Origin of the sequence: Fluviicola taffensis DSM 16823, from assembly GCF_000194605.1 — a bacterium.
Taxonomy (GTDB): Bacteria; Bacteroidota; Bacteroidia; order Flavobacteriales_D; family Crocinitomicaceae; genus Fluviicola; species Fluviicola taffensis.
The window spans coordinates 423,005-447,731 of the sequence record NC_015321.1; the positions used below are offsets into that span (position 1 = coordinate 423,005).

Annotated in this window: 17 protein-coding genes; 4 read left to right on the forward strand and 13 right to left on the reverse strand. The window is 36.9% G+C overall.

Annotation, left to right across the window (positions count from 1 at the left end; all coding sequences use genetic code 11):
* Nucleotides 1–51 precede the first annotated feature (51 nt).
* The 3 genes from FLUTA_RS01930 to FLUTA_RS01940 are packed head-to-tail and all read right to left on the reverse strand — an operon-like array spanning nucleotide 52 to nucleotide 3,502.
* Nucleotides 52–1,311: a M16 family metallopeptidase gene (locus FLUTA_RS01930; protein WP_013685167.1), complete on the reverse strand. Its 1,260-nt coding sequence runs from the start codon at nucleotides 1,309–1,311 to the stop codon at nucleotides 52–54.
* The gene (locus FLUTA_RS01935; protein ID WP_013685168.1) at nucleotides 1,308–2,549 is read right to left on the reverse strand and encodes a M16 family metallopeptidase; all 1,242 of its coding nucleotides are present in this window, start codon (nucleotides 2,547–2,549) and stop codon (nucleotides 1,308–1,310) included. The genes FLUTA_RS01930 and FLUTA_RS01935 overlap by 4 nt, the downstream gene beginning before the upstream one ends.
* Complete coding sequence (locus tag FLUTA_RS01940) at nucleotides 2,549–3,502, reverse strand: NAD(P)H-dependent flavin oxidoreductase (protein WP_013685169.1); 954 nt, start codon at nucleotides 3,500–3,502, stop codon at nucleotides 2,549–2,551. The genes FLUTA_RS01935 and FLUTA_RS01940 overlap by 1 nt, the downstream gene beginning before the upstream one ends.
* A gap of 153 nt (nucleotides 3,503–3,655) precedes the next feature.
* Between FLUTA_RS01940 and FLUTA_RS01945 the strand changes: the two genes are divergently transcribed.
* From FLUTA_RS01945 to FLUTA_RS01955, 3 genes are all read left to right on the forward strand, one after another.
* On the forward strand, nucleotides 3,656–4,498 hold the full coding sequence (locus FLUTA_RS01945; RefSeq protein ID WP_013685170.1) for an HAEPLYID family protein: 843 nt from the start codon (nucleotides 3,656–3,658) through the stop codon (nucleotides 4,496–4,498).
* Between the two features lie 301 nt (nucleotides 4,499–4,799).
* Nucleotides 4,800–6,098: an MBOAT family O-acyltransferase gene (locus tag FLUTA_RS01950; protein ID WP_218916783.1), complete on the forward strand. Its 1,299-nt coding sequence runs from the start codon at nucleotides 4,800–4,802 to the stop codon at nucleotides 6,096–6,098.
* 5 nt (nucleotides 6,099–6,103) lie between these two features.
* Nucleotides 6,104–7,606 (forward strand): hypothetical protein, encoded by a 1,503-nt coding sequence (locus tag FLUTA_RS01955; RefSeq protein WP_013685172.1) that lies wholly within the window; start codon nucleotides 6,104–6,106, stop codon nucleotides 7,604–7,606.
* A gap of 103 nt (nucleotides 7,607–7,709) precedes the next feature.
* On the opposite strand, the gene FLUTA_RS01960 is transcribed toward FLUTA_RS01955, so the two are convergent.
* From FLUTA_RS01960 to FLUTA_RS02010, 10 genes are all read right to left on the reverse strand, one after another.
* Nucleotides 7,710–8,087 carry a hypothetical protein gene (locus FLUTA_RS01960; RefSeq protein WP_013685173.1) on the reverse strand — a complete coding sequence of 126 codons (378 nt, stop codon included), beginning with the start codon at nucleotides 8,085–8,087 and terminating at the stop codon, nucleotides 7,710–7,712.
* Between the two features lie 93 nt (nucleotides 8,088–8,180).
* Nucleotides 8,181–11,525 (reverse strand): T9SS type B sorting domain-containing protein, encoded by a 3,345-nt coding sequence (locus tag FLUTA_RS20465; protein WP_013685174.1) that lies wholly within the window; start codon nucleotides 11,523–11,525, stop codon nucleotides 8,181–8,183.
* Between the two features lie 128 nt (nucleotides 11,526–11,653).
* A complete protein-coding gene (locus FLUTA_RS01970) occupies nucleotides 11,654–13,066 on the reverse strand; it encodes an efflux transporter outer membrane subunit (RefSeq protein ID WP_245545463.1) in 1,413 nt (470 codons plus the stop codon).
* A complete protein-coding gene (locus FLUTA_RS01975; RefSeq protein WP_013685176.1) occupies nucleotides 13,067–16,219 on the reverse strand; it encodes an efflux RND transporter permease subunit in 3,153 nt (1,050 codons plus the stop codon).
* A 38-nt stretch (nucleotides 16,220–16,257) separates the two neighbouring features.
* Nucleotides 16,258–17,415 (reverse strand): efflux RND transporter periplasmic adaptor subunit, encoded by a 1,158-nt coding sequence (locus FLUTA_RS01980; protein ID WP_013685177.1) that lies wholly within the window; start codon nucleotides 17,413–17,415, stop codon nucleotides 16,258–16,260.
* 168 nt (nucleotides 17,416–17,583) lie between these two features.
* Nucleotides 17,584–18,501 (reverse strand): helix-turn-helix domain-containing protein, encoded by a 918-nt coding sequence (locus tag FLUTA_RS01985; RefSeq protein ID WP_013685178.1) that lies wholly within the window; start codon nucleotides 18,499–18,501, stop codon nucleotides 17,584–17,586.
* A 525-nt stretch (nucleotides 18,502–19,026) separates the two neighbouring features.
* Nucleotides 19,027–19,320 (reverse strand): hypothetical protein, encoded by a 294-nt coding sequence (locus tag FLUTA_RS01995; protein ID WP_013685179.1) that lies wholly within the window; start codon nucleotides 19,318–19,320, stop codon nucleotides 19,027–19,029.
* 206 nt (nucleotides 19,321–19,526) lie between these two features.
* Nucleotides 19,527–20,573: a DUF4852 domain-containing protein gene (locus FLUTA_RS02000; RefSeq protein WP_043023580.1), complete on the reverse strand. Its 1,047-nt coding sequence runs from the start codon at nucleotides 20,571–20,573 to the stop codon at nucleotides 19,527–19,529.
* An 87-nt stretch (nucleotides 20,574–20,660) separates the two neighbouring features.
* A complete protein-coding gene (locus FLUTA_RS02005) occupies nucleotides 20,661–21,557 on the reverse strand; it encodes a hypothetical protein (RefSeq protein ID WP_013685181.1) in 897 nt (298 codons plus the stop codon).
* 12 nt (nucleotides 21,558–21,569) lie between these two features.
* Nucleotides 21,570–22,475, reverse strand: coding sequence for a hypothetical protein (locus FLUTA_RS02010; protein WP_013685182.1), 906 nt, complete (start codon nucleotides 22,473–22,475; stop codon nucleotides 21,570–21,572).
* 241 nt (nucleotides 22,476–22,716) lie between these two features.
* Here FLUTA_RS02010 and FLUTA_RS02015 point away from each other — a divergent pair, with 241 nt between their 5' ends.
* Nucleotides 22,717–24,663 carry a T9SS type A sorting domain-containing protein gene (locus FLUTA_RS02015; protein ID WP_013685183.1) on the forward strand — a complete coding sequence of 649 codons (1,947 nt, stop codon included), beginning with the start codon at nucleotides 22,717–22,719 and terminating at the stop codon, nucleotides 24,661–24,663.
* Nucleotides 24,664–24,727 lie beyond the last annotated feature (64 nt).

Genomic DNA, 24,727 nt, shown 5'->3' on the forward strand with positions numbered 1-24,727 from the left:
TTGTTTTAGTTTATACACTAAAAACGTACAAATTCTGAATGCGTTGTGTTTTTAACCTGCAGTAATGATTAAAAAATCTTCGAAGTTCAAATATTGCTTCGCTAACTCTTGAATTCTAACAGCAGTAATATTTTTTACTTTCTGAATGGCATCATCATAAAACGACAAATCCAAATTGTACATATCAACGCTGTTATACATGTCCAACATAGCATACGGACCATCTGCACTTTTCAAAAGCTGACCCAACATGTAATTTTTCACCAAATTCAATTCATCTTCTGGAACTAATTCTGTTTGCAAGCGCTCCAATTCGAATTTAATTTCGTGAAGCGTTTTATCCAGAACCTCTTTCCCTACTTCAGTAACAATAACAAAATATCCAGTTTCATTCATGTCCATTACTCCAGTGCCGATTCCATAAGTATATCCTTTATCTTCACGAATATTCGACATTAAACGCGATCCAAAATAGTCGCCTAAAATGGTGTTCAAAACTTGAAAATCGATGTAATCAGGACTTGATTTATGGAATAAGAAGCGTCCCATTCTCAAAGCACATTGAACGGCACCATCTTTAGGAAAATCCAAACGTTGTGCTTGAAATTCAAATCCGTTAGCATAATTCACTTTTGAATCAACCGCCCATTTACCAAACAAATCAATCAATGCGTCCACATCATCCAATTCTAAATTCCCCACCAATGTCATGCGGGTAAGTCCATTCAGATAATGTTCTTTCCAGAATTTTTTAAACGAAAAAAGACTAATATCGTCATAGTCAGACTCCTCTGAAATCGTTGAATAATCGGTATTCGAAGCGAATAACTGTTTTCTAAATTGCTGTTGCGCAACATATTTTACTTTTTGTTGATTCACGGCATATTGCTGTTTCATCGAACGCAGTACGTCTTCCACTTCGTTGTCTCTAAAAGACAATTCTTGAATAGCATTGGCAACAATATTCGAAATTGGTCGGATGTGTTCACGTAAGCAATAAATGCTCACCACCGCAGTTTCGAAGGAAATATCCGTGTCTAAAAACCCTCCTAAGGAATCAATTTTTTCATGGATTTCTACCGATGATAATTCATTCGTTCCTGACAATAACAAACTATGTACAATTGCTGGAATACTTTTACCTCCTCTTGTAATTCCTGCGTCAAAAAACAAATCCAAACGCACCGTTTCATTTGGAACCTCTTGCATCCAAAGCAATTTAACATCCTGAGTGATATCAAAAATTTGCGGTTTAACAAACGAAATGTGATCTACCTGTTTCGTTTCAGGTTGCTGACTTCTAAAACTCATTCTTTGATAGATTTAACGCGTAAAACGGAGGTGTTTTCTTTTTTAAACAACTGATTTGCAACTGCTTTTATTTGCTGGGGCGTAATACTTTGATACAATGCATTCTCTTCATTGACTCCATTTGCATCACCTAACAATTCGTAGTTACATAAATTCATTGCACGATTCAACAAACCTTGTTCTTGGAATTCTTTCACTGTTCGAATTTTAATCAAGAGTTTAGAAGCTTCGGTTTCTGGCATTAATTCGGTTTTCAATTCCTCTAAAAGCGACCAAAGTGCTGCATCAAGGTCTTCGAAAGAAGCCCCATCACTCAATTTACCATCGATAATGAGTAATCCTTCATCCAATGAACCTGTGATATAAGCATTGATGGAGGTCACTAATTTCAATTCTTTTTTCAATTTGAAATACAAACGAGAAGATTTTTCACGACCCAATGCATCTGAAATGATATCCGTTACATAATATTCAAAACTTCTTCTTTCAGGCATTTTGAAAGCGTAATAGAAGGCATCATTCGGTACTTTTCGCTCAATAGTCAATTCCCGAAATTCGGTTTGAACTGGTTCTTTGGGTAAAATGCGCTCTGGCTTCAAGGATGCGGGAATATCTCCATACCATTTTTCAACCAAGCGTTTTGTTTCTTCCAATGAAATATTTCCAGCGATACATAAAATGGCGTTTGCTGGATGATAATGCGCTTTAAAAAAGGCCTTCACATCATCCATCGTTGCTTCCTCAATGTGTTGAATATTTTTACCTATAGTTGCCCATTTGTAAGGATGCTTGTGGTAAGCCAAGGGACGCAATTCCAGCCACACATCTCCGTAAGGTTGATTCAAGTAACGTTGCTTGAATTCCTCAATCACCACATTGCGTTGCACTTCCAAGCTCTTTGGTGTAAAACCCAAAGAAAGCATTCGATCACTTTCCAACCAAAGTGCTGTTTCGATATTTTGAACTGGCAATACGTTGTAATAATTCGTTATATCGTTTGATGTAAAAGCATTGCTTTCTCCTCCAGCATTCTGCAATGGGGCATCAAAATCAGGAATATTGACAGAACCACCAAACATTAAATGCTCAAACAAATGTGCAAAACCTGTTTTGTCTTCAGATTCATCTCTTGCTCCAACATCGTAAAGTGTATTAATCACTGCCATTGGTGTGGTAGGATCAAAATGATGCAGAACTGTTAGTCCGTTTTCTAACTTAAATCGGTTAAAATCGATCATTAAAATGTGTATTTGGAGTCGCTTCGTTCATTCAAAGCAACCGTAAATTCTGTAATAATTTCAGTCACTATTTCAGCAGCAGGTTTCATTTCGTTGATTAAGCCAGAAATCTGACCTACCTCTAGTTCTCCCTCGATTAAATCGCCTTCAAACATTCCTTTTTTAGCGCGGCCTCTTCCCAAAAGCTCAATCAATTGCTCGTTCGAAGCACCAGATTCGTTGGCTTGAACCACTTGTTCAAAGAACCGATTTTTCAGTAATCGCACAGGTGTTAATTCTTTCAACATCAACATCGTATCGCCTTCTTTTGCTTTCAATACCTCATCTTTGAAATTTTGATGTGCCGAAGATTCGGGAGAAGCAATAAAGCGAGAGCCGATTTGCACGCCATCCGCACCCAAAGTTAGAGCTGCAAGCATTCCTCTTCCTGTTCCAATTCCTCCAGCAGCAATCAGCGGAATAGAAATCACCGCTTTCACTTGTGGAATCAAACAAAAAGTAGTGGTCTCATCACGACCATTATGTCCGCCAGCTTCAAATCCTTCCGCTACAACAGCATCTACTCCAGCTTCCTGCGCTTTTAAAGCAAACTTTGCAGAAGAAACAACATGGACAACTGTTATTCCAGCTTCTTTTAAGCGTACAGTGTATGTTTTCGGATTTCCTGCTGAAGTGAAAACGATGGGAACTTGGTGTTTAATAATCGTTTGAATATGTTCTTCAATGTTAGGATAAAGCATGGGAAGATTTATTGCAAACGGTTTCTGCGTAGCTTCCTTGCATTTACGAATGTGCTCATCCAAAATTTCGGGATACATTGATCCAGAGCCAATTATTCCAAGTCCGCCAGCATTTGAAACTGCGCTAGCTAATTCCCACCCCGAACACCAAATCATTCCTGCTTGGATTATGGGATATTTTATATTAAAAAGTTCTGTGATTTTATTTTTCATGAAGAGATTCCTGCTTTCAATTTTACCAGTAACGAAAATACAAAGAATCCCTCTTTTAATTCCTAATTACGAATCCCTAATCACGAATTAAGGAGAATCATTCCATTTTTTTTTCAGATTTGGATTGGAGCTTTGCGTTATCAAATTCAGATTATGGGAAAATTTTTGGTTTCAATCGTTGTAATCACAAGCATCTTACATTCGTTAAAGATAAACGCTCAAACAAGCGACACCTTACTTCCTGCAAAGATCAAACACATCGAACCTTTATTTGTAGATTTAATTCGCGATTTAGGTGCACGAAAAGGAGAAAAGGAATGGAATATTGGTTTTGGCAGTGCTCATTTGAACAATCATATTGAGTTAACGACCTTGGTTGAATATGAATTCGCACCCATCAATAGATTGGGATTTGAAGTAGAAATTCCCTTTACATTCTCTATAGGATCAGGAAATCAAAAAGAACCCTTACCTGGAAATCGGTTGGACGGATTGAAACTAGCGACTCAATATACGTTTCTAGTTGCACCACGTCTCAATACTTCCGCCGCAGTTGGCTATTTGAATGAATTCGAACTCACTTCTTTCAATAAATATGGGAAAGAGTCATTCGTAAGAGCCAATCTCATGCATCCTTTTTTGGTTGTGGCAAAAAGCTGGAAAAACAACATCCACACCATGCTTATCACTGGCCCAGAATGGGAAAAAGAAATGCGTTCCACTAAAACTGATTTTTTCTACCATTTGAATGCGAGTATTCATTATGCGATTCCGACCACAAACAGCGTAATTGGACTAGAAATCAATAGTTTATTCGCACAAGATTTCGCTTCAATTGTTTTACGACCTCAAATGCGACTAACCGTTTCCAAAACTTCAAAAGTGGGATTAGTTGCGGGAATTCCCACAAATGTAAAATACGATTCTTACAGCTTTTTTGTACGCTGGATTTATGAACCTCTATTAATTAAAAGAGATAAAAGGTTCAAGAATTAAAAAAATGGGATACAATACTCAAAACTCTAGTTTTATCTAAATAAACAGAATCTTTGCTCAATTGGTAGCAAGATAGTATCTTCGAATCGAACCTTGGAAATCGAACTTAAATTATTCTCGAAAGCATTCTTTAAGACATTTATTATCAGGGCTTCCCTCGAACAAAAAAATAAAACAAAGAGATATGTTATTCAATTCATTCGAATTTTTGTTGTTTTTCCCAATTGTAACTGTGTTATTTTATTTGCTTCCACACAAATATCGGTGGGTTCATTTGTTAGCTGCGAGTTGCATATTCTATATGTTTTTCATACCACAATACATTTTAATCTTATTTGTAACTATCATCATTGATTACATTGCTGGTATTTGGATTGAAAAAACGAGACCCGAAAGGAAAAAAGCCTATTTAGTCATTAGTATTGTATCCACATGCTTGGTCTTATTCATCTTTAAATACTTCGATTTTTTCAACCATAACATGGTGTTGTTAAGCCATAAATTTGGTTTCTACTATCCAGAGCGTGTCGTCAATTTCATCTTACCCATAGGTTTATCATTCCACACTTTTCAGAGTTTGAGTTACGTTATTGAAGTTTACAGAGGCAATCAAAAAGCGGAGAAACATTTTGGGATCTATTCACTATACGTTATGTTTTATCCGCAATTAGTTACAGGTCCCATTGAGCGTCCTCAAAATCTGCTTGTTCAATTAAGAGAAGAGAAAAAATTTGATTATTCAAATATAGCTCGCGGTTTGAGATTGATTTTATTTGGGCTTTTCATTAAAATGGTAGTTGCAGATAATATTGCCGTCTATGTTGATCAAATTTACGCCAACCCATCAGGCTACAATACCTTTAGTATTTTAAAAGGATTGTTTTTGTATTCTTTTCAGATATACTGTGACTTCTTTGGATATTCAACAATTGCGGTTGGATGTGCTAGAGTCATGGGCTATAACCTGATGGATAATTTTAAAACTCCCTATTTATCAAAAAGTATTGGCGAATTTTGGCAACGCTGGCACATTTCACTTTCCACTTGGTTTAGAGATTACGTCTATTTCTCATTAGGCGGGAATAAAGTGAAAATTCAACGCTGGATGATCAATATTTTGATTGTATTTATTGTGAGCGGGCTATGGCATGGAGCAAATTGGACATTTATATTGTGGGGACTTGCTCATGGCTTGGTTTACATTTCTGAAAATATCTTCAACAGATTATTTAAAATACGTGAAATCAAGAATGAGGCTCTTCAATCTGTATGGAATATTTTCAAAATCATCAAAACATTTGTGATTGTGAGTTTTATCTGGGTTCTATTTAGAGCATCTGATCTTCAACAAGTGAAAACCATTTTCAAATCAATCATTCACAATCTGAATACCGTAGATAATTTCACTGTTGAACCCAAAGCATGGTTGTTTTTAGGGCTGTTTATCATTATCGACATTGTATTGTTTAATACGCGCTTCGATTTTTGGTGTACTAAAAGAGCTTCCATTGTTCGATGGTCGTTATATACTTCTATGATCTTTTTAATTATTGTGTTCTCCAGTGTAGAGAACTTTCCTTTTATTTATTTTCAATTCTAAGACTAATGAATAGGTATAAAACTCTTGGATATAAAATTCTCTTATTGATTGTGTTACTAGTTGGTCTAAACTACATCTATAAATACACCTTTTACGAACAAGATATCCAAACACATTCAAGTGTCATTAACCTTGTTCGTAATGTAGTTCAACAGAAAGATGAGATCATTTATCTGGGTGAATCATCAAACATCACATTCCGAGAAGATGATATTGACAAAAGAGCAATTAGTGATTTTATTGGTGATTATTTCCCTTCTAAAAAAGTTGGTTCTATAACGAAAGAAGCCAGTCACGCAGGAATTTATTACGAATTATTGAGAAATATTCCCGAGAAATCATCTGTTAAGACCGTTATCGTGACGTTAAATCTAAGGTCGTTTAATGCAAACTGGATTTATTCAAATCTTGAAACACCCTTGCAGAAGAGTATCGTATTATTGAAACCATATCCACCTTTATACAATCGACTTTTGTTGACATTTAGAGGTTATGATATCAAAACAGATGCAGAACGAGAAGTTCAATTTAAAGATAAATGGAAAAAAGACATCTTAAAATTTCCGAAACCTTTTCCATACAATAATGTCATTGATTGGGATGCCGGAATGGCTGCAAAGGGAATCAAAAATGGAGATGGCTTGATTAATGTTCCTTTAACAGAACTCGCGTGTCACTACATTAAAACGTATGCTTTTCAAATTGATCCATTAACAAATCCACGGATCAAAGATTTTGACAAGATTGTGCATTTGGCGAAGGAACGAAATTGGAAGCTCGTTTTCAATTTAATGGCCGAAAACACTGAAATGGCTGATTCTTTAGTTGGAAAGGAATTGATCTATTTAATGAAGCAAAACAGGGATTTATTGAAAAAGCGGTATGAATCAACTACAACAATCGTAGTTGATAATTTCGAGAGCATTCCTGATTCTGAATATATCGACAGAAATTGGACCACTGAGCACTATGCTGAAAATGGAAGAAAGATAATTGCGGAAAATGTTGCTGAAAAGCTAAAAAGGCTCTATCCAAAAGCGTATAAATCCGTTGCGTTTTCCAATACAAAACCCTTTGATTTTTTTAATGATTGTGACGGTAGTCTTCCTTGGGGACAAATGTATACTCTTAGCTCAGAAAAATCATATTCAGGTGGAAAATCTTCTAAAACTGGACAAAAACAAGCCTTTAGCATTACTTTTGAATACCCAATAAAAAGCCTTCCCGACTCATTAAAACAAGTTTCCATCGATCTGAAAGTTTTCCAAACAGGTATAAACCCTGACATAAAACTTGTAATAGAATTGTCCGGAAAGGATATTAATTATCAATGGAATGGTATTCCAATTTCAGACTTATCTCGAAAAACTCAAAAATGGGACGAAATAAATTACATTTACACACTTCCAAAAGAGTTTCACCAAGGTGATTTAATAAAAATATTTGTTTATAACCCAACAAATAGAATCACCTATATTGACGATTTGAAAATTAAATTCAAAAGATAAAAATGGTTCGAATTCCCAAACTTTTCAGGAGTGGAGTTACGCAACAAAAAAAGTCCAGACCTCGCATGAACGAAATCTGGACTTTTTAAACTTGATTGAAATCTTATTCAGCTTTCAACTGCTTGATTGACTCTTCGATTTGAGGAGCAAGTTCTGGCATTGTCTTTTTAAAGTTCTCCATCTGCTTGATAGATTCTTCTTTAAACTCTTCGTAGTTACCACACTCTTTCATTTCTTTACGCATTTTTTCTTGGCTCGCTTTATCCTTGCTTCCACCAAATATTTTCTCGCATTTCGTTTCTTCTGCCTTATGCGTTTTAACGTATTCCTTTTGGAAAGACCCATCGTAATTTTTATCACGTTCGCCTTTCAATATTTCTGTTGCCATGTCAGTACACTGGCACAATTCACTTTCCTTAGAGCATGATTGAATTGTCATAAATCCTAATCCAAGTAAAGCAATTAATTTTAAATTTTTCATTCTTCTGTATATTAAGTTGGGTAAACATAGTAATATAACGTGAATTTGAATTGAATTCGATTCAATTATCTATGCATGGATGATGTTAACAACTTACTTAAGAACCGTTATATGACCCGTCAAATCGTATTTCACAAAGTCTTTTCCAAGTGCTGAAATTTTGTAGACATAAATTCCATCTTGAACAACCTTTTTACGATAAGTCGCATCCCAACCAAAGTTTACATCGGTTGACTCATAAATCACTTCTCCCCATCGATCAAAAATGAGGATATGGAATTCTGAAATATTGGTATACTTCACTCGGAAAACATCGTTGAATCCATCACCCGTTCCTGGTGTAAAGGAATTAGGCACATACAAAGTAGATGTTTCAGACAAACCAATAAAAATACTATCAATTGCAATACAGCCATTGCTATCTATCACTGTCACAGCAAACCAATTGGAACTAACAACAGTTGTCATTGGATTGTGAATGGAGTTATCATCCAAGCTACCTTCACTCGACCAAAAGTAACTAAAAGGCGCTGTTCCTCCAGTAGTTTGTGCATTCAAATGAATTACATTTCCGTATTGTACATCCAATACGTTTGATGCAGTTGCATTGATTGATATCGGTGGATAGAGACTAATCTGAATCGTAACAATACTATCGCAGGTACTAGTAGGAAATACTTGCGTATAAGTTCCTGCTTGTGTGTAAAGAATGTTATTGTGAATAAAACTCTCTCCCACGCACATATCATGAATAATTGTTGAAAATTTGGGTGGAAGCACTGTTAAGTCAAGTGTGGCAATACTATCACAGCCTGAAAAAGAGACCAGAGTATCAGTATATATTCCCGTTGTTTGATAATACTGATTTCCTAATTGAACGCTGTCTCCACTGCAAATAATAGAATCCACTAGTGATGAAGCTCCACTCACAAACAGATTCGTAATGGTAAAATCATAACAACCTGCTACATTTTGAAGTGAATCAATATAAACTCCAGAAGTATTGACAAAAATAGATGGTGTAATTTCCAAACTATCTCCTAAGCAGATGACCACATGATTCGTATCAATTTGCGATTCTAATATCAAAACAGAGATTTGAATGATGCTATCACATCCATTTACTGATTGCAATACTTCGCTATAGATTCCTGGCAAATAATACACTCCTGAAATCAAAATAGAATCTCCTGTACAAACAAAATAATCGTGATTGATTAGCCCATTCATTACTACGTGATAATCCATGAAAAAAGTATCTACACATCCGTTGATATTGACGATTTTTGAGATTTGATAAATCCCAGTATCAGCTGGAGTTAAGGGCGAAAGAATCAAACTATCTCCAATAAACACTTGATTTGAAGGTGTAATCCACTCATAGGTGGTGTGAACTGAAGAGGGAAAAATAATTTGTGTGTTATTGCAGTCTACAATTGCTTGTGGATCAATAAACGTAATTGAATCTACAGTAACTTGTTTAGACGCAGCATTTCCACAAGCATCAAAGATTCGAACGGTATAAACTCCAGGAATACTAACCAAAAAGGTATTACTCGATTGGAGAGGAAATAATTCAGGTCCTGCAATAATCTCATATTGATATGGAGCCACTCCTTTACTTGTATCGGGAATCAACTCTAAATGTAAACTGTTATTACAAAGAATCGTATTGTTTGTCAAAACATCCGGAAACTCATACGGTTCAATAGTGATTGTGTCAATGATCAAGGCACAAGGCATCGGAGTATCATTGATTTCATACTGAGGAGTACCTTCGAATTCAAATGTAATTTCATAAGGCCCAGATGGTAAATTTAAGAGCGAATCATTATTAAATGCACCGTAATAACTAAAGGGTACCTCATCGAGAATCGTATCGTTTACAATATCACGTATAATGACATACCCGCCTCCATGCATCGTAAAATAAATCTTATTTTCACCAGGGCAGCCTCTGCGATAACTATGATCATACCCCAAACTTGTCACATCCTGTGGATGAATGATAAATGTTCCTGGAAGTTCATTTCCGCAGTCGTCAATAACTTTGTAGGTATACGTTCCAATAGCCAAATTACTCAGGAAAAAATAATCCGCCCCAGGAACGGTATCAGGATAGGAATAGGTATCTGAATAGGCAAATTCCGGATTAGTACTTCCAAGTGTTGCTGGACCTGAAAGTAAAACAAGACGAGAATTCGTGCTAAATCCACTCGTGTGAATCCTGTATGTACCAACAACTGAATCTATACAAGCATCATAAACAACTTCCCCGTTTATAATAACGGGAGGTGCTTCACCTGGAATCAAGTAATCCTGTTCAAACGTTTGCCCACAGCCATCTGTAATTAGCAAATGATAACTTTCTCCTGGAACCAATGGATTTGGCATAGCCACACCTGCAATCGGCATACCACCAGAAGCTGTTCCTGAAGCAGTAACCAAACCTGTAGCGAGATCTGTTAATGTGTAAGTAAGTGGCTGTTTCAGAAAAGTATGGTAGGGTAAAACACTCGGGGTATTTTCAAAGACTGCATTCACCGAATTCCCACACTGGTTAAAACTGTATTTCGGATAAAAGATAAACGGATAGGTATTCTGAACAGGTGAAACAATCTGATCTCCGCAGGCATTGGTAACTGCTACCTGGATATAATCTCCGTACGTAAGTCCGGAAATATCTTGTACAATCTGAATATAGCCGTGCGTATCCAAATGAGACGAGTCGATGATTGTCTCGGTTGTCAAGTTGAAATTTCCGTTTGAGGTACTATATTGGTAATTCAACGGATAACGCAATTTATCCATCATCAGATAAAATGAAATACGCATGGTATCACACCCTATCTTTTCAGACGACAGATCACTTCCAAACATCATATCTGTTTGAGCATCCTGAATGGTTACTGCAATTGTTCTCAAATTATTGCACCCATCTGTTGCTTTAATAGTGTAATTTCCTGCAGAAAGATTTTGAAAAGAAGAGCTTGTTTGAGTCGGTGTGGGAACTCCTGATGCAGGGATCAATTGCCACGTAAAAGGCGCTAAACCAGTACTTGGAACCAAATTTCCGACCAAACTCCCCGTATTATCTCCAGGGCAATATGGAGCAACTTTAGAAGGCACAAAATCAATCATGGAATAAGTTCCTGTTACCGTTATCGATTGTGGAGAATGATTTCCTGCAGCATCTGCTACATCAACGGTATAATTCCCAGGTGGAAGAGAAGTAAACGAGCTGTTGGTTTGAATAGGTTGAATAACAGGTCCGGAAACAATGCTGTAAGTAAGCGGAGGATTCGTTGTTGAGGCAGTGATTGTAATTCCTCCATTGTTGGGGCAAGTACTCACCGTTGAAGTTACAGAACTCACCGTCAACTGACCAAAAATCGATTCGGAAAGGAGAAAAAGGAAAAAGAGTAACGGAAGCTTCATGGAGGTCATTATTAAGTAATCAGTTCTTATTCAAAACGCAACATCACTCAGAGCGTTGCTGTTTAATCCAAATAAAAATGGCAGTTAACTATTGAATCAACTGCCATTTAACTTCATTGATAAGTCAGCTATTTCCAACCTCCACCTAGTGCTCTGTACAAATTAACAACAGATTGCAATTGATCCAACTTGTCATTGATTCCATTCATTTGAGCAGCAATTAAATTTTGTTCCGAGCTCAATACGTCTGTGTAATTCGTCTCAGAACGATTACTCAGTAATTCTCGTGTATTATCCACAGCAGTTGTTAAAGATTCAATCTGTTTGTTGCGAATAAGTTCTCTTTCTGTAGCATTTTGATAGGAAAAAAGCGCGTTTGAGACTTCCATCCCACTTTTTAAAATCACATCTTGAAAATTGTAAAATGCAACTTGTTGTTCTGCCTTCGCTGCTCTCAAACGCGCTTTGTTTTGACCTCTATTGAATATTGGTTGAACCAAGCCACCAATAATATTGTAAAAAAGTGATTTACTAAAAATTTCCTGAATTTTAAAACTAGCAAAACCACCATTCGCAGTTAATGTCAACGATGGATAGAAATACGTTTTAGCAACATTCGTGTTTTCAAATGCCGATATAAAAGAATACTCTGCAGCTTGAACATCCGGTCTGTTTTTCAACAACTGAGAGGAAACTCCTAATCTTAAATCGGCAAAAATTACTTGCGTATCCAATTCACCACGCTCAATCTTCCCTGGTCCTTGTCCCAATAAGTAATTCATTAAGTTTTCAGCCTGCCAAATTTTGTTTTGTAAATCTGGAACCATTACTTCAGCAGCATATTGGTTGGCCTCACTTTGTAACACTTCAGCACTTGTCACTTTCCCTGATTCTTGCAAAGCAGTTAATGTGAGAACTTGTTGCTTTCGAATTTCGATCGTTTCTTGAGTAATCTTCAATTGCTTATCAAAAGCCAATAAGTTGTAATAAGCATTTGCAATATCAGCAATCAATTGTGTTTGAATGGCTCTTTTAGATGCATCACTCTGTAACATTCCAGCTAAAGCTCCTCTTTTGGCACTCCGTAATTTCCCCCAAATATCTGCTTCCCAAGATGTGCCCAATTGAAGTCGATTGGTATGTGTGGTCAATTGCAATAATCCAGGAGGGGCGTTTACCGCTCTTTGAGATTGTTTTGCATCTGTTGAAGTAATATCTAATTGAAGTGTAGGCAAAAACGCCATTTTACTTTGTTTCAAATATGCCTGACTTGCATTGATTCGCTCCACAGCTTGTTTCAAATTCAAGTTCTGAGCAAGACCTCTCTCAATCAAACTTCGTAGTTGCGGATCGGAAAAAAGCTTGTCCCACGCTACATCTGCCATTGATGTGGTATCTTCTGATGCGTTATCGCGATACAATTCTGTGGATTTCACATCATCTGGTCGCTCATAACGAGTTGTCACACAACTGGAAACAATCAGTAGTAACGCAAATAAAGCAATAACTATTTTTCTATTAATATTCATGTGTTTTTTCATTTAATGTGAGATTTGATCTTCTCCTTCACCTTCGATTAAAGTCTCAAATTCAAGAGGTTTCACCCTTTCTTGTAAGCTTTGGAACACGATGAATAAAACAGGAATTACAAGAACTCCAAATAGGGTTCCTATCAACATTCCTCCTACAGCCCCTGTTCCAATGGAAGTATTTCCTGCAGCCCCAACGCCTGTTGAAAGCATCAATGGCAACAAACCAAAGATGAAAGCGAAAGAAGTCATTAATATTGGACGAAGCCGGGCTGTTGCTCCACTAATTGCTGCATCAACAATACTCATTCCGTTCTTTCTGCGATCGAGCGCATATTCTACAATTAGAATAGCATTTTTAGCCAAGAGACCAACCAACATCACGATGGTAATTTGTGTGTAAATATTGTTGTCAATCTTAAATATTTTATCGAAAATAAATACTCCTGCCAAACCAATTGGAAGAGAGAATAATACTGACAAGGGTAAGATATAACTTTCATATTGAGCACTCAACAAGAAGTAAACAAAGACAACAACTAACAAGAAAATATAGAGTGTTTGATTTCCTCCGGAACTTTCTTCACGGGTTAAGCCCGAAAACTCATAATCATATCCTGCTGGAAGATTCTCAGCTGCTACTTCTTCAATAGCTTTCATTGCATCTCCAGAACTATATCCGTCATTCGGAGTACCATTTACAGCAATCGCAGTAAACAAATTAAAGCGAGAAATCACTTGTGGACCGTACACTTTTTTCATGGTGATGAATTCTGAAACTGCAGCCATTTCACCCGAAGGAGTACGAACAAAAATCGAATTCAAACTTTGAATATTCTTTCTACTTGCGGCTTCGGCTTGATAAATAACGCGGTATTGCTTTCCAAACTTATTGAAGTTGGAAGCGTAAACTCCACCATAATATCCTTGAAGAACTCCTAGCACATCGGAAACGGTTAAACCTGCTTGTTTGATACGAGGCACGTTGACATCAATTTGATATTGTGGGAAATTCGGATTAAAAGAAGTCGTCGCATATTTAATTTCCGGTCGTTGCCCTAAAGCTCCTAGGAAATTTTGTGCTACAGTATTGAATTCATTGATATCTCCACCCGATTTATCTTGCAACTGAAACTCAAATCCAGCTGTGTTACCAAACCCTTGAATGGTTGGTGGTGAGAAGAAAATAATTTTAGCATCCTTGATTGAAGCAGTTTTAGCAAATAATTCATCAATAATTGCTTTTACATCACGCTTGCGTTCATTCCACAATTTCAAACGTGTGAAGACCATTCCATAAGAACTTCCTGACCCAGAAATAATCGAGCGACCAACTACCCGAAGAGTGAATTTTGTTTCAGGAATCGTTCGAACAATACTATCGATTTCTGTCAAAACTTCTTCTGTTCGCTCTTGCGAAGTTCCTGGAGCTAAAGAAATATCAGAGAAAATTGTTCCCATATCTTCTGCTGGTACAAATCCTTTTGGAGTGGTTTTCATTCCCCAAATCAACAAACCTGTGAATGCTCCTAAAATAACAACCACCATCCATTTTCTTCTACTGAAAAGAGAAACTGTTCGTTTGTAGCGATTCGTCAATTTACCAAAAGAAGTATTGAAAGCTATATTGAAACGTGCCATATAGGATTTTTTCTTCCCGTGATCATCTTTATGCGGTTTCAAAAGTAAAGCACACAAAGCTGGACTTAAAGTCAATGCATTTACAGCAGAAAGGATAATAGCTATTGCCAATGTTAATCCGAATTGCTTGTAGAAAACTCCTGTAGATCCCTCAATGAAACTGACTGGAACAAATACCGCTGCCATCACCAAAGTAATTGAAACAATGGCGCCCGTAATTTCATCCATCGCATCAATGGTTGCTTTCTTGGAAGATTTGTATCCTTCATCCAGTTTCGCATGAACGGCTTCTACTACCACAATAGCATCATCGACCACAATACCAATGGCCAATACCAAGGCAAATAAGGTCAAGAGATTGATACTAAAGCCAAAGAGATTGAGGAAGAAGAATGTACCAATAATGGCTACTGGGACACTAATTGCAGGAATCAAAGTCGAACGGAAATCTTGCAAGAACAAGAATACCACCAAGAACACCAAAATAAAGGCTTCAATCAAGGTATGGAACACTTTTTCAATAGACGCATCCAAGAAATCGTTCACATTTACGATGGTTGTATACTCTACTCCTTTCGGGAAAGAAGCTTTTGCTTCATCCAATACAGCCAAAGTTCCTTCAATCACCTCTTGCGCATTCGACCCCGCAGTTTGATTAACGGCAACTCCAAGCCCAAACTTGCCATTCACACGCACAGAACTGGCATAACTTTGAGCACCCAATTCAATACGAGCAATGTCTTTCAAGCGTAATACTTCACCATCTTCTCCTACTCGAATAACAATTTCATTGAATTCGGTATCTTCTTTTAAGCGGCCTTTGTATTTAATGGTATACTGATAACTTTGTTTTCCTTGCTCTCCGAATTGACCAGGAGCAGCTTCGATATTTTGTTCGGCCAAAGCTTTATTGACATCGTCTGGAACTAATCCGTAACTTGCCATTACATCTGGCTTCAACCAAATTCGCATGGAGTAATCCATCAAACCAAATGCTGTTGCATCTCCAACACCTTTGATCCGTTTAATTTGGGGAATCAAATTGATGTTCGCGTAATTTTGAAGAAAGGTTTGATCGTATGTCGAATCGGCACTGTAAAGATTGAAAATCAATAAATTACTTGCTTGTCTTTTTGTAGTAACAACTCCTGCTCGATTTACCTCCGCAGGCAATAAGCTAGTAGCTCGGGAAACTCTGTTTTGAACATTTACCGCTGCCAAATCGGGGTTAGTCCCCAATTTAAAATACACCGTAATCGTTGCTGTTCCATCATTTCCAGCTGTAGATGTCATGTAAGTCATGTCTTCCACTCCATTGATTTGCTCTTCAAGCGGAACGACCACATTGTTTAGTACTACATCGGCATTCGCTCCTTGATAGGAAGCAGAAACCTGAACAGTTGGTGGGGCAATATCTGGATATTGAGAAACTGGAATAGCAATTAAGCCTAAAACTCCAAGAATCACAATCAATATCGAGATAACCGTAGATAATACGGGTTTTTCTATGAATCTTTTAAACATATTTTCTTATTAAGAATTGAATGTAACTGGTTTGAATCTTACTGATTCAATTCTGCATATACCGCTTTCGAATCTGCTTTCACGGATTTGATTTTCACTCCGTCTTTTAGGAACTGAACTCCTTCCAAAACAACTGGATCTCCAGCTTTTACACCTTTGGTAACAATGAAGAAAGTTCCACTAGTTGCTTCCATCACCTCAATGTTCACCATACGAATAACATCTCCTTTGTCGACCAAACAAACAAATTTCTTTCCTTGCACATCAGATACAGCGCGTTGCGGAATCAAAAATCCATTGGAAACTTCTTGTGGAATTAATACCTGTGCACTTCCTCCACTCCTCAATAAACTCAAAGTATTCGAGAACGTTGCGCGGATTCTTGTAGAACCTGTTTGAGCATTAATCAATCCGTTAATGGACCCGATTTTTCCTTTGTCTGGATAAAGAGAACCATCAGAAAGAACCAATGAAACATCAGGAATATTGGCGATTTTAGATTTCAAATCTACTCCTTTTGTATTTCGAATAAATTCCAACAATTGCTTTTCATTCATTGAGAAGTAAGCGTATATTTTCGAAATATTGGAAACCGTTGTTAATGGTTTAGCCATACTACTTGAAACCAAACTTCCTGTTTTAAAAGTCAAGCTACCAATCACACCATCCACCGGACTTGAAATACGCGTATAGCCTAAGTTCACATTTGCATTCACCAAATTCGCTTCTGCTTGAGCTAACTCAGCTAAACGTGTCTGCAAAGTCAAGTCAGCTTCTTGCAACTCATATTTGTTGACGATATTTTTATCAACCAACGATTTGGTCTTCTGCACTTGCAAACGCGCAACACTTACACCTGCCTCAGCACTCTTTACAGTTGCTCGAGCTGTTCGAACCAATTGTTCGTATTGGGGTGCTGTAATGGTAAATAATAATTGACCTTTTTTCACGAACTGTCCTTCATCGACAGCAATTTTGTCAATGAATCCATCAATTTTCGGATGAATGTCTACATTTTCAATTCCTTCAAGAGTTGCTGGGTAAGTTGTTTGTAAGGTTGTGGAATGCGGCTCTAAAGTAAGTACTTGATATGATTTTATCACATCGCCAGCTGGGGCTTCCTCTTTTGAACTACATGAAGCTAAAATTACTAACGATAATACAGTTAGTAATTGGTTTGTTTTCAATACAATCATAAATTTTGTCTTTTTTAAACTCGCTATAATTGGGGCCTAATACGAGTGTCAATCTTGTTGCTTTTTAACTATTTGGTCAAATTCTGATGCAAAGATGTCCCAAACTGGAAAAAAATGACTTATTCAATTCATGCAATTAATTATGAAAATCAAATATTTAACGTTCTTTCACGAAACAACTCCTCGAAATGATTTGGGAGTCAACTGTGTTTGTTTTTTGAAAAAATTATTAAAGTTGGAAGGATGTTCGAAACCTAATGTATATGCAATTTCAGCGACAGAACTATCTGTATGACGCAACAAAGCTTTGGCCTCATTTGCCAAGCGTGAAGAAATAATTTCAGTGGTGCTTCTGCCTGTAACTTCTTTTATGGAACGATTCAAATGATTGACATGAATAGATAACTGTTCTGCAAAATCACTTGGCTTTTTCAATGCAAGCGACTGATCTGAAGAGTCAATAGGAAACTGTCTTTCAAGCATTTCCATAAAAAGAGCAGTTAAAGCAACGGAAGCCTGTGGCTTCTTATCTTCCCGAATATTCTGAAAACACATTTTATTCGTTTGATGAAGCAAAAGGTGCAAATAATGGACAATTACCTCGTATTTTTTGACATAATCACCTTCCACTTCAGAATGAATTTGCTCAAAAATAAATTCAAAAATAGTTGCCTGTTCATCTGTTAAAGGATAAACTGGATTCATAGCCATATTTGTCAATGGTGTATCTCTAAAAAGCGTATCCAACAAATAAGTTTCAATAAAATGGTTGTTAAACAAGCAAAAAGAACCTTGCTGATCTTCAGAAACTGGTTCCCAAACATGAGGTACATTTCGGTGATAAAAAACGAGTGTTTTACCTGAAATAGGAATTTTAGAATCTTCAAAATGAATGATTCCATCACCTACAACTAGAGATATTTTATGAAAATCGGTTCTGTGTAATTCCGTGATACGAGCACATTGAATCTGTCCGCGTTTAAACACATTGAAATGGCTCATTTTAGACAAGTGAGAAAACTGTTCCAATGTTCCTTTATTCAGAATACTTGCGTAAAACTCTTGTAATGTCAATAACCCATTCATGGTATAGAATTATGTTTTTCAAATATACGGCTTTTTCAAATTAGGCGCTTAGATTTCATCAGTAACCTTTAATTGCGAATTATAGGAAAAAGAAAAATCCTATTAGGAAAAATATCAATGTCTCTCTAAAAGGTATAGACAAAACAGCCGTGAAAAGAATCAAAGATTGGTTAAGTTAACTTAAATAATGATTAAAAGTTCTCTGTAGGGTCTCTGATAAAATTAAAAGGGATTATCAATATTAAATTCAGAAGCATTACTATCACTAAAACTAGATTACTAATTCTATTTTTAATTAGGAGGAACAAGATTGACAGAATGCTAATACTATAGAAACAAAACTGTTTGATTATTTCCAATCGCTCTTGATCATCTGAGGAAAAAGTAACAAATAGGAAAGCGTCAGCCAAAGAATTCCAATGCTCTGAATGCAAAACTATCGACACCCAAGCAAAAATAATAAACACAGCTACAATTGGTAATTTCCAATAAATATTCCTTGATGGAATTTTGAGACAATCAAACTTAATGAACAAACAACGATGGATATTCCTCCTCCTGATTTAGAAAAAACTCTATCTCAGCTGGCAGATTAGTACGCCCGAATAATCGAGAAACAGGATCACCAGAGCCGTCGCTGAAATAATCTTCTAAATTCCGGTATTGAATGATTTCAACGGTCTTAATAATATCCTTTGCCAACCAATAGGTATTTTTGATTTTTCCGTAAGAAAACACCTTCAATCCAACTCCTTGATTATCAGGAATAGTGTCAGAGAATTCGATCAAATCTTTAACAAGTCTAACAGGTACTGACATTATTTATTGTTTTCATTTTCAGCTAATTAAAAATATTCTTTAATTAACTCGTTTTATTTTCCTTTCAAAGTTAAGTCTTTTTATTTTTGCTTTAAGCAATAACTTTTGAACACTTTGTGAATTAACATCAAATTAATATTTGGATAATTTATTTTTAACTTAAAACCCTGGAAAATAGATTGGGAAAATGATTAGAAGGAGAATACTTATTTCAACTTTTTAGATCCAATATAATTGTAGTTTAAATTCTCCGAATCAACCATCCACATTTCCAAAATCGTAAAGTGAAGAATGTTAATTCCTGGATTATCGGAGGTTACTAACACATTGGGATCTTTGGTAATCGAAGTACAAATGGCCTTAATCTGAGTATAAGCCTTTCTGTTCCCGTTGTAATCCGCCGTATTGACATTTAAAAAGAAATCTGCATTTTCTTTTGCCGATTTTAAGGTTGTGAAGCTTTTGTAATTGTCAAAAACCACCTTCGTATCTCCAGAATAGGTCAATGCTTTTGATCCATAAACAGTTGGATTGTCTACAATTTGAAATTCTCCTTTATCAAAGGCATATTTACTCAAATAAGCTGGTAAAGTAAGAATAAAAGTATCTTTCAACTGAACGCCTTTCCGAGCTAAATCCAACTTTTTCACCCATTCAGCTTTCTCTTTTTCAAACTGACTTAAATTTAGTTCAAACGCTTTCCCCTTCGCCGGATCTACAATTTTGCAATACTTCAATGCATTATCTGCAGACGTTCCTTTTGATTGCTCCAAATTCAGCAAAAAAACAGCTCTTTCATCCAATAAATCAATACCTTTTGTTTTTTTTGGATTGGTAAAAACAATCAATTCTTTTGCTTGAAGCGCTTTGTCAATCGGCATATAAAGAGTCCAATTATTGGGCCCTTGTAATTCGAAAACAACTGAATTTTTAAACTCAAACGTACAATGCTCTTGAAAGGATAAAATATTTTTGATGATGCACTGTGATCCAGAAATCACCGAATCCAATTCGCGAAACCCGCAGACATTCTTTTTGTCCTTGATGAAAATTCCTGCGTATTTCTTTTTTGCACTGAAAACATTCTTCCCCGTTTCACCAACCACAATGGTATCACCTTTGGAATACGTATGTTTAGAAACAAGTGATTGGTATTTTTTTAGCTTTTCAGCTTCCTGAGAATACAGAATATTAATCGAACTAACGAAAATAAAAATTAGTAAAAAGGTATTGCGCATCATTTCAGGTTTCATTATTCAAAATTACAAATTCCTGACTGCGAATTGCTAATTAGAATGGAAGAATCTCAGACAACGGTCCAAAGAGTTGATCAAATCACTTTATTCCACGACCTCCAAAAGAATCTCCATCGAACCATTCAGCCATGTATGCATATTGGTGGAGCTCCAACTTCGAACCGATTGCGGAAAATTAGACTGAAGTGCATCATGAAACTGCTTTGAGCTTAATTCTTTAAATCGCTTGTTACTGATCCTGTATCCATTATTAACAATTGCAGGACCTGTAACGTCCAACAAAATTTCTCCAGTGAAATTGGGCTTTGCGTAAACAATCAAACGCGTATTTGCCGGAATCGCAATACCATCTAGGGTAAAATCTACTGCCTTTTGAAGATCATGTACAAGATCATTGTATTTCCCAGGTTGCAAAAAATTCGAGTAAGGATCTTTCTTATTGAATGCCTCACTCGTCCAATGTTTGGAAGAAGATTCATCCGACATCAAAGCTCCAGTAAAGTGAACAGTATTCTTATCATGTTTATCGGATAAAGCCAGTTCTGCTTTTGCTCGGAGAATTTCATCTTTTTTGCGCTGTTCGTCTTCCTTTTGCTTTTTTGATCGGAGTGCTTCAGCTTCCAATATGCGGTCTTTTGCAGATGAATCATCCCGATCTTTCAGGATTTCCTCATACAGTAAGATTGCGGCATCATACTTCTGCTGCAGCATAAAATCATCAGCCTTAGTTATAAGAGCTTGATAATCTGCTTCCGTTAAAGTTCGTTTGGAAGTTGTTTCCTGTGTAGCGGCATTCACTCCTCCACGAATAGTGTTGATTATCGAAACGGCTTCGGATACGGTATTGGAACTATGCACATCCCGAACAGCCACTGGCTCATTTCCAAAAACGGGAGATGCGCTTGGTGTTCTTTGATGGTTTTGAGCAAAAGTTAAAGTCGAAGAACAAATAATTCCAAGGATTGTAATCGTTACTTTCATTATTGGAATGTTTTAAAGTTTTGTAATTTCCATGGAGCCCTTGATCCAGGATTTCATATCACTCACACTCCAGGTTCTCACCGTTTGTGGGAATATTTGCTGAAGTGGTGTGCTAAATTCACGTGTTTGAACTTCTTCAGAAGCCTGAGCGTTCTTTTTAGTTATATTATTGATAATCGCAGGGCCAACAACATCTACCAAAACGGTTCCTTTGAAATGTGGCTCGCTATAAATGACCAGTCTCATATTTGCTGGAACTGCAATACCATCAAGAGTTTGATAATTCGAATAAACTAGAGAGTTATTAATGACACCATATTTACCTGGATTCATAAAATCGGAATATGGATCGTTGGAATAAGCTCTGGAAGACAGATCATCTTCACGTGTATCTGAAATCAGTAAACCACTGAAATGTATTTTTCCCCAACGTTCCTTATCCTCCATTGCTTCTTTAATCTTATCCTTCGGGTATTGTTGATTATTGACTGCAAGAGCCGCATTGTAGTTTTCAATCGCCAAATCAAAATTTAACTGAGTATATGAACTATCAGCCTTATCAATCAAAAGTTGGTATTCTTCTCGATTGATGCGCGCCAATTCCGCGTTGCATCTTGCAATTTGATCTCTAGGATATTGATCTTGCTTTAGACTCAAAGCTTGATTATAAAGCACCACTGATTCACTATACTTTCCTTCTGCAAATAATCCATCTGCCTGCACAATGAAGTTGTTAAATTCGGCTTCACGTTGTTCTTTTTCTTCTTTGGATTTCTTGTATTCAATAGCACCAACCACTTCCCTTCCCAAGCTGGAAACAGCACCAAAAACTTGTTGAGCACCATAGGTACCAAGAACAACCTGACCAAAAACTGGAGCAAATCCAAAAAGAATAAAAGAAAGTAAAAGTGTCCGCATGTGTTTGAAAAAACAGGACAAAACAAAATTGATGCCAAAATTTGTTAACAACTCAACTACGCTTAGTATCCTTTAATTTTGGCTATAGCTCGATTAGCATCCAGACACTCATTCCAAATTTCTTTTAAAGAAGTTATTAAACCGTTTTTCCAACTCTGTTCTGTTAATTTTTAAAGTGGATTTGATTCTATCGAAAAGGAATCATACATTTAGACAACTATTCATTTTAATTCTTTATACTATGAAAAAATCAGTATTCGTAGCAATTATCCTAACCGGCTTACCTTTGATTGGAAGTGCACAATGTAGTTCAACACCAGACTTTTATGACGATTATTCCAGCTCAACAGGATGGACTTCTGTTGACAAAACCAATCATACTCCCTATGTGACAATTGGTTCTGGAACAATGAACTATACAAATGTCAGCGGAGGTCGTGAACAACGAATTGTAAAAGCTCTTCCGTTTACTTTAGCAAATGCTTTCGTTGCGGGGTGCAAAATCAACCTTTCTGGTGGAAATGCACCTTCCCATTTGGTGATGTCTTTTACAGAGAACAACAACGATACTTGGTATACTCAAACAGGTCAATTGACCGAGTGCTCTGCGTTTAGTGGAACTATTACCAACCAAGACGCTTTGTTTTGTTATATCGGTGATCCAAGTTCCCCATTCTCCACTTTTTGCTGTCCGCAGAATAACAATTGGCAAATATACGTGGGATACAAAGATGGAACTACTTTACTCAATAATGCCAGTACAGGTATCAGTATCCCAAATGCATATACCGATTATTATGTTCGTTTACAACGCACTGATAACTGGGGAGGAATCATCAGTATATTTTCTGATGCTGCAATGACTACTCATATCACAGGGTCTCCTCAATGTTTTTCGATGCCAACAACTGTTCAGAACTTACAATACGTTCAACATGGTGTTGCTACAGGAGGAAATTGTCGGAGAAAACTCTCCATGCAATTGGATGATTTAAAGATTTACAATGGCTATTCACCTTGTCCATGGGAACTTATTCCGTCATTCACTGCTGAAAATGTGGTTTGTGGGAATAGCGGGATTATAGTTGATGGATCAGCAAGTACTTCTGCACCAGGATTACCAATCAATCAGTATTTTTGGATGGTTCAACCGTGTGATGCTGCAGGAAATCCAATACCAGGATCTACACAATGGAATTCACCTTGGGGCTCCCCTGCTGTCTATACTATTCCTAATTCAGCATCTGGAGGGCCAATTACTTGCGGAAATTATTATTTGATTTCACTTGCCGTGCAAAACTGCGGAAACAACTGGACACAAACAAGCCAAGTGGTTTATGTGGCCTGTGCCGGACCAACTTACACTCGGAATATTTCTACGGGATATGACAATACATTAAGCACACTAAACACTCTAGGACTGGATGACGATGAATGGGTGAGTTCTAGTTTACCTGGTACACCATTTGCTACCTGTATTACACATACGACCAATGCAGCACTTGATCCTGCAGGAGCGGGACTTTGGGTAACCAGTTCAGCAAACGGTATTCAACCAGCCAATCAGTTAGGAGCGCCTCAAAATTACTGGTATGAATACCAAATCAATCTTCCATCTGCTTATAGTGGTTATCAGCTCATTATTAATAAATTTGCATCAGATGACTATGCAGAAATGTATCTAAATGCAGCTACGACTCCATTTATAACTCTCAATCCGGCCGCTCCCTCAACCAATTATACAGTTGGAATTACCTCACCAGTAACGGTCTCGTTGTCTTCCGGATTAAACACTATTCGCGTATATACGGAAAACTACATCCGCTACACTGGAATGCTGGTAATTGGAAGAATAACAGGAAGCTGCGAAATTTCTGATACAGAGCCAGGTGGTGGCGGTCATTCTCTCATTCAGAATGGCAACTCTACACTAACAAGCAGTGGATTCCAAGCGGTACCGAATCCTACAACAGGAAAAACAAGCCTGATTTTCGAAAACCGGGAAATTTCTGAAGTTTCCAGTATAATCACTGTTTACAATGCATCAGGAGCAGTAGTAAAAACAATTGATGAAAAACTTCTGACTTCGAAATACGATTTAAACTTAGAAGGGCTTTCCAAAGGAGTTTATTTAATTGAAGTGCGAACAAATGGGGAACGTTTAAACCAACGATTGGTCATTGAATAGCTTATAAAGTACACCAACAAAAGGGATGAATAGTTGATTCATCCCTTTTTCATGAAGTGATTTC

What these genes read in the sequence shown, in the direction of transcription:
- FLUTA_RS02015 (WP_013685183.1), top strand. Translation starts at nt 22,717, where the DNA reads ATGAAAAAATCAGTATTCGTAGCAATTATCCTAACCGGCTTACCTTTG.
- FLUTA_RS01970 (WP_245545463.1), bottom strand. Translation starts at nt 13,066, where the DNA reads ATGAAAAAACACATGAATATTAATAGAAAAATAGTTATTGCTTTATTT.
- FLUTA_RS01950 (WP_218916783.1), top strand. Translation starts at nt 4,800, where the DNA reads ATGTTTTTCATACCACAATACATTTTAATCTTATTTGTAACTATCATC.
- FLUTA_RS01930 (WP_013685167.1), bottom strand. Translation starts at nt 1,311, where the DNA reads ATGAGTTTTAGAAGTCAGCAACCTGAAACGAAACAGGTAGATCACATT.
- FLUTA_RS01975 (WP_013685176.1), bottom strand. Translation starts at nt 16,219, where the DNA reads ATGTTTAAAAGATTCATAGAAAAACCCGTATTATCTACGGTTATCTCG.
- FLUTA_RS01985 (WP_013685178.1), bottom strand. Translation starts at nt 18,501, where the DNA reads ATGAATGGGTTATTGACATTACAAGAGTTTTACGCAAGTATTCTGAAT.
- FLUTA_RS02005 (WP_013685181.1), bottom strand. Translation starts at nt 21,557, where the DNA reads ATGAAAGTAACGATTACAATCCTTGGAATTATTTGTTCTTCGACTTTA.
- FLUTA_RS01960 (WP_013685173.1), bottom strand. Translation starts at nt 8,087, where the DNA reads ATGAAAAATTTAAAATTAATTGCTTTACTTGGATTAGGATTTATGACA.
- FLUTA_RS01940 (WP_013685169.1), bottom strand. Translation starts at nt 3,502, where the DNA reads ATGAAAAATAAAATCACAGAACTTTTTAATATAAAATATCCCATAATC.
- FLUTA_RS01995 (WP_013685179.1), bottom strand. Translation starts at nt 19,320, where the DNA reads ATGTCAGTACCTGTTAGACTTGTTAAAGATTTGATCGAATTCTCTGAC.
- FLUTA_RS01935 (WP_013685168.1), bottom strand. Translation starts at nt 2,549, where the DNA reads ATGATCGATTTTAACCGATTTAAGTTAGAAAACGGACTAACAGTTCTG.
- FLUTA_RS01955 (WP_013685172.1), top strand. Translation starts at nt 6,104, where the DNA reads ATGAATAGGTATAAAACTCTTGGATATAAAATTCTCTTATTGATTGTG.
- FLUTA_RS20465 (WP_013685174.1), bottom strand. Translation starts at nt 11,525, where the DNA reads ATGAAGCTTCCGTTACTCTTTTTCCTTTTTCTCCTTTCCGAATCGATT.
- FLUTA_RS01945 (WP_013685170.1), top strand. Translation starts at nt 3,656, where the DNA reads ATGGGAAAATTTTTGGTTTCAATCGTTGTAATCACAAGCATCTTACAT.
- FLUTA_RS01980 (WP_013685177.1), bottom strand. Translation starts at nt 17,415, where the DNA reads ATGATTGTATTGAAAACAAACCAATTACTAACTGTATTATCGTTAGTA.
- FLUTA_RS02000 (WP_043023580.1), bottom strand. Translation starts at nt 20,573, where the DNA reads ATGAAACCTGAAATGATGCGCAATACCTTTTTACTAATTTTTATTTTC.
- FLUTA_RS02010 (WP_013685182.1), bottom strand. Translation starts at nt 22,475, where the DNA reads ATGCGGACACTTTTACTTTCTTTTATTCTTTTTGGATTTGCTCCAGTT.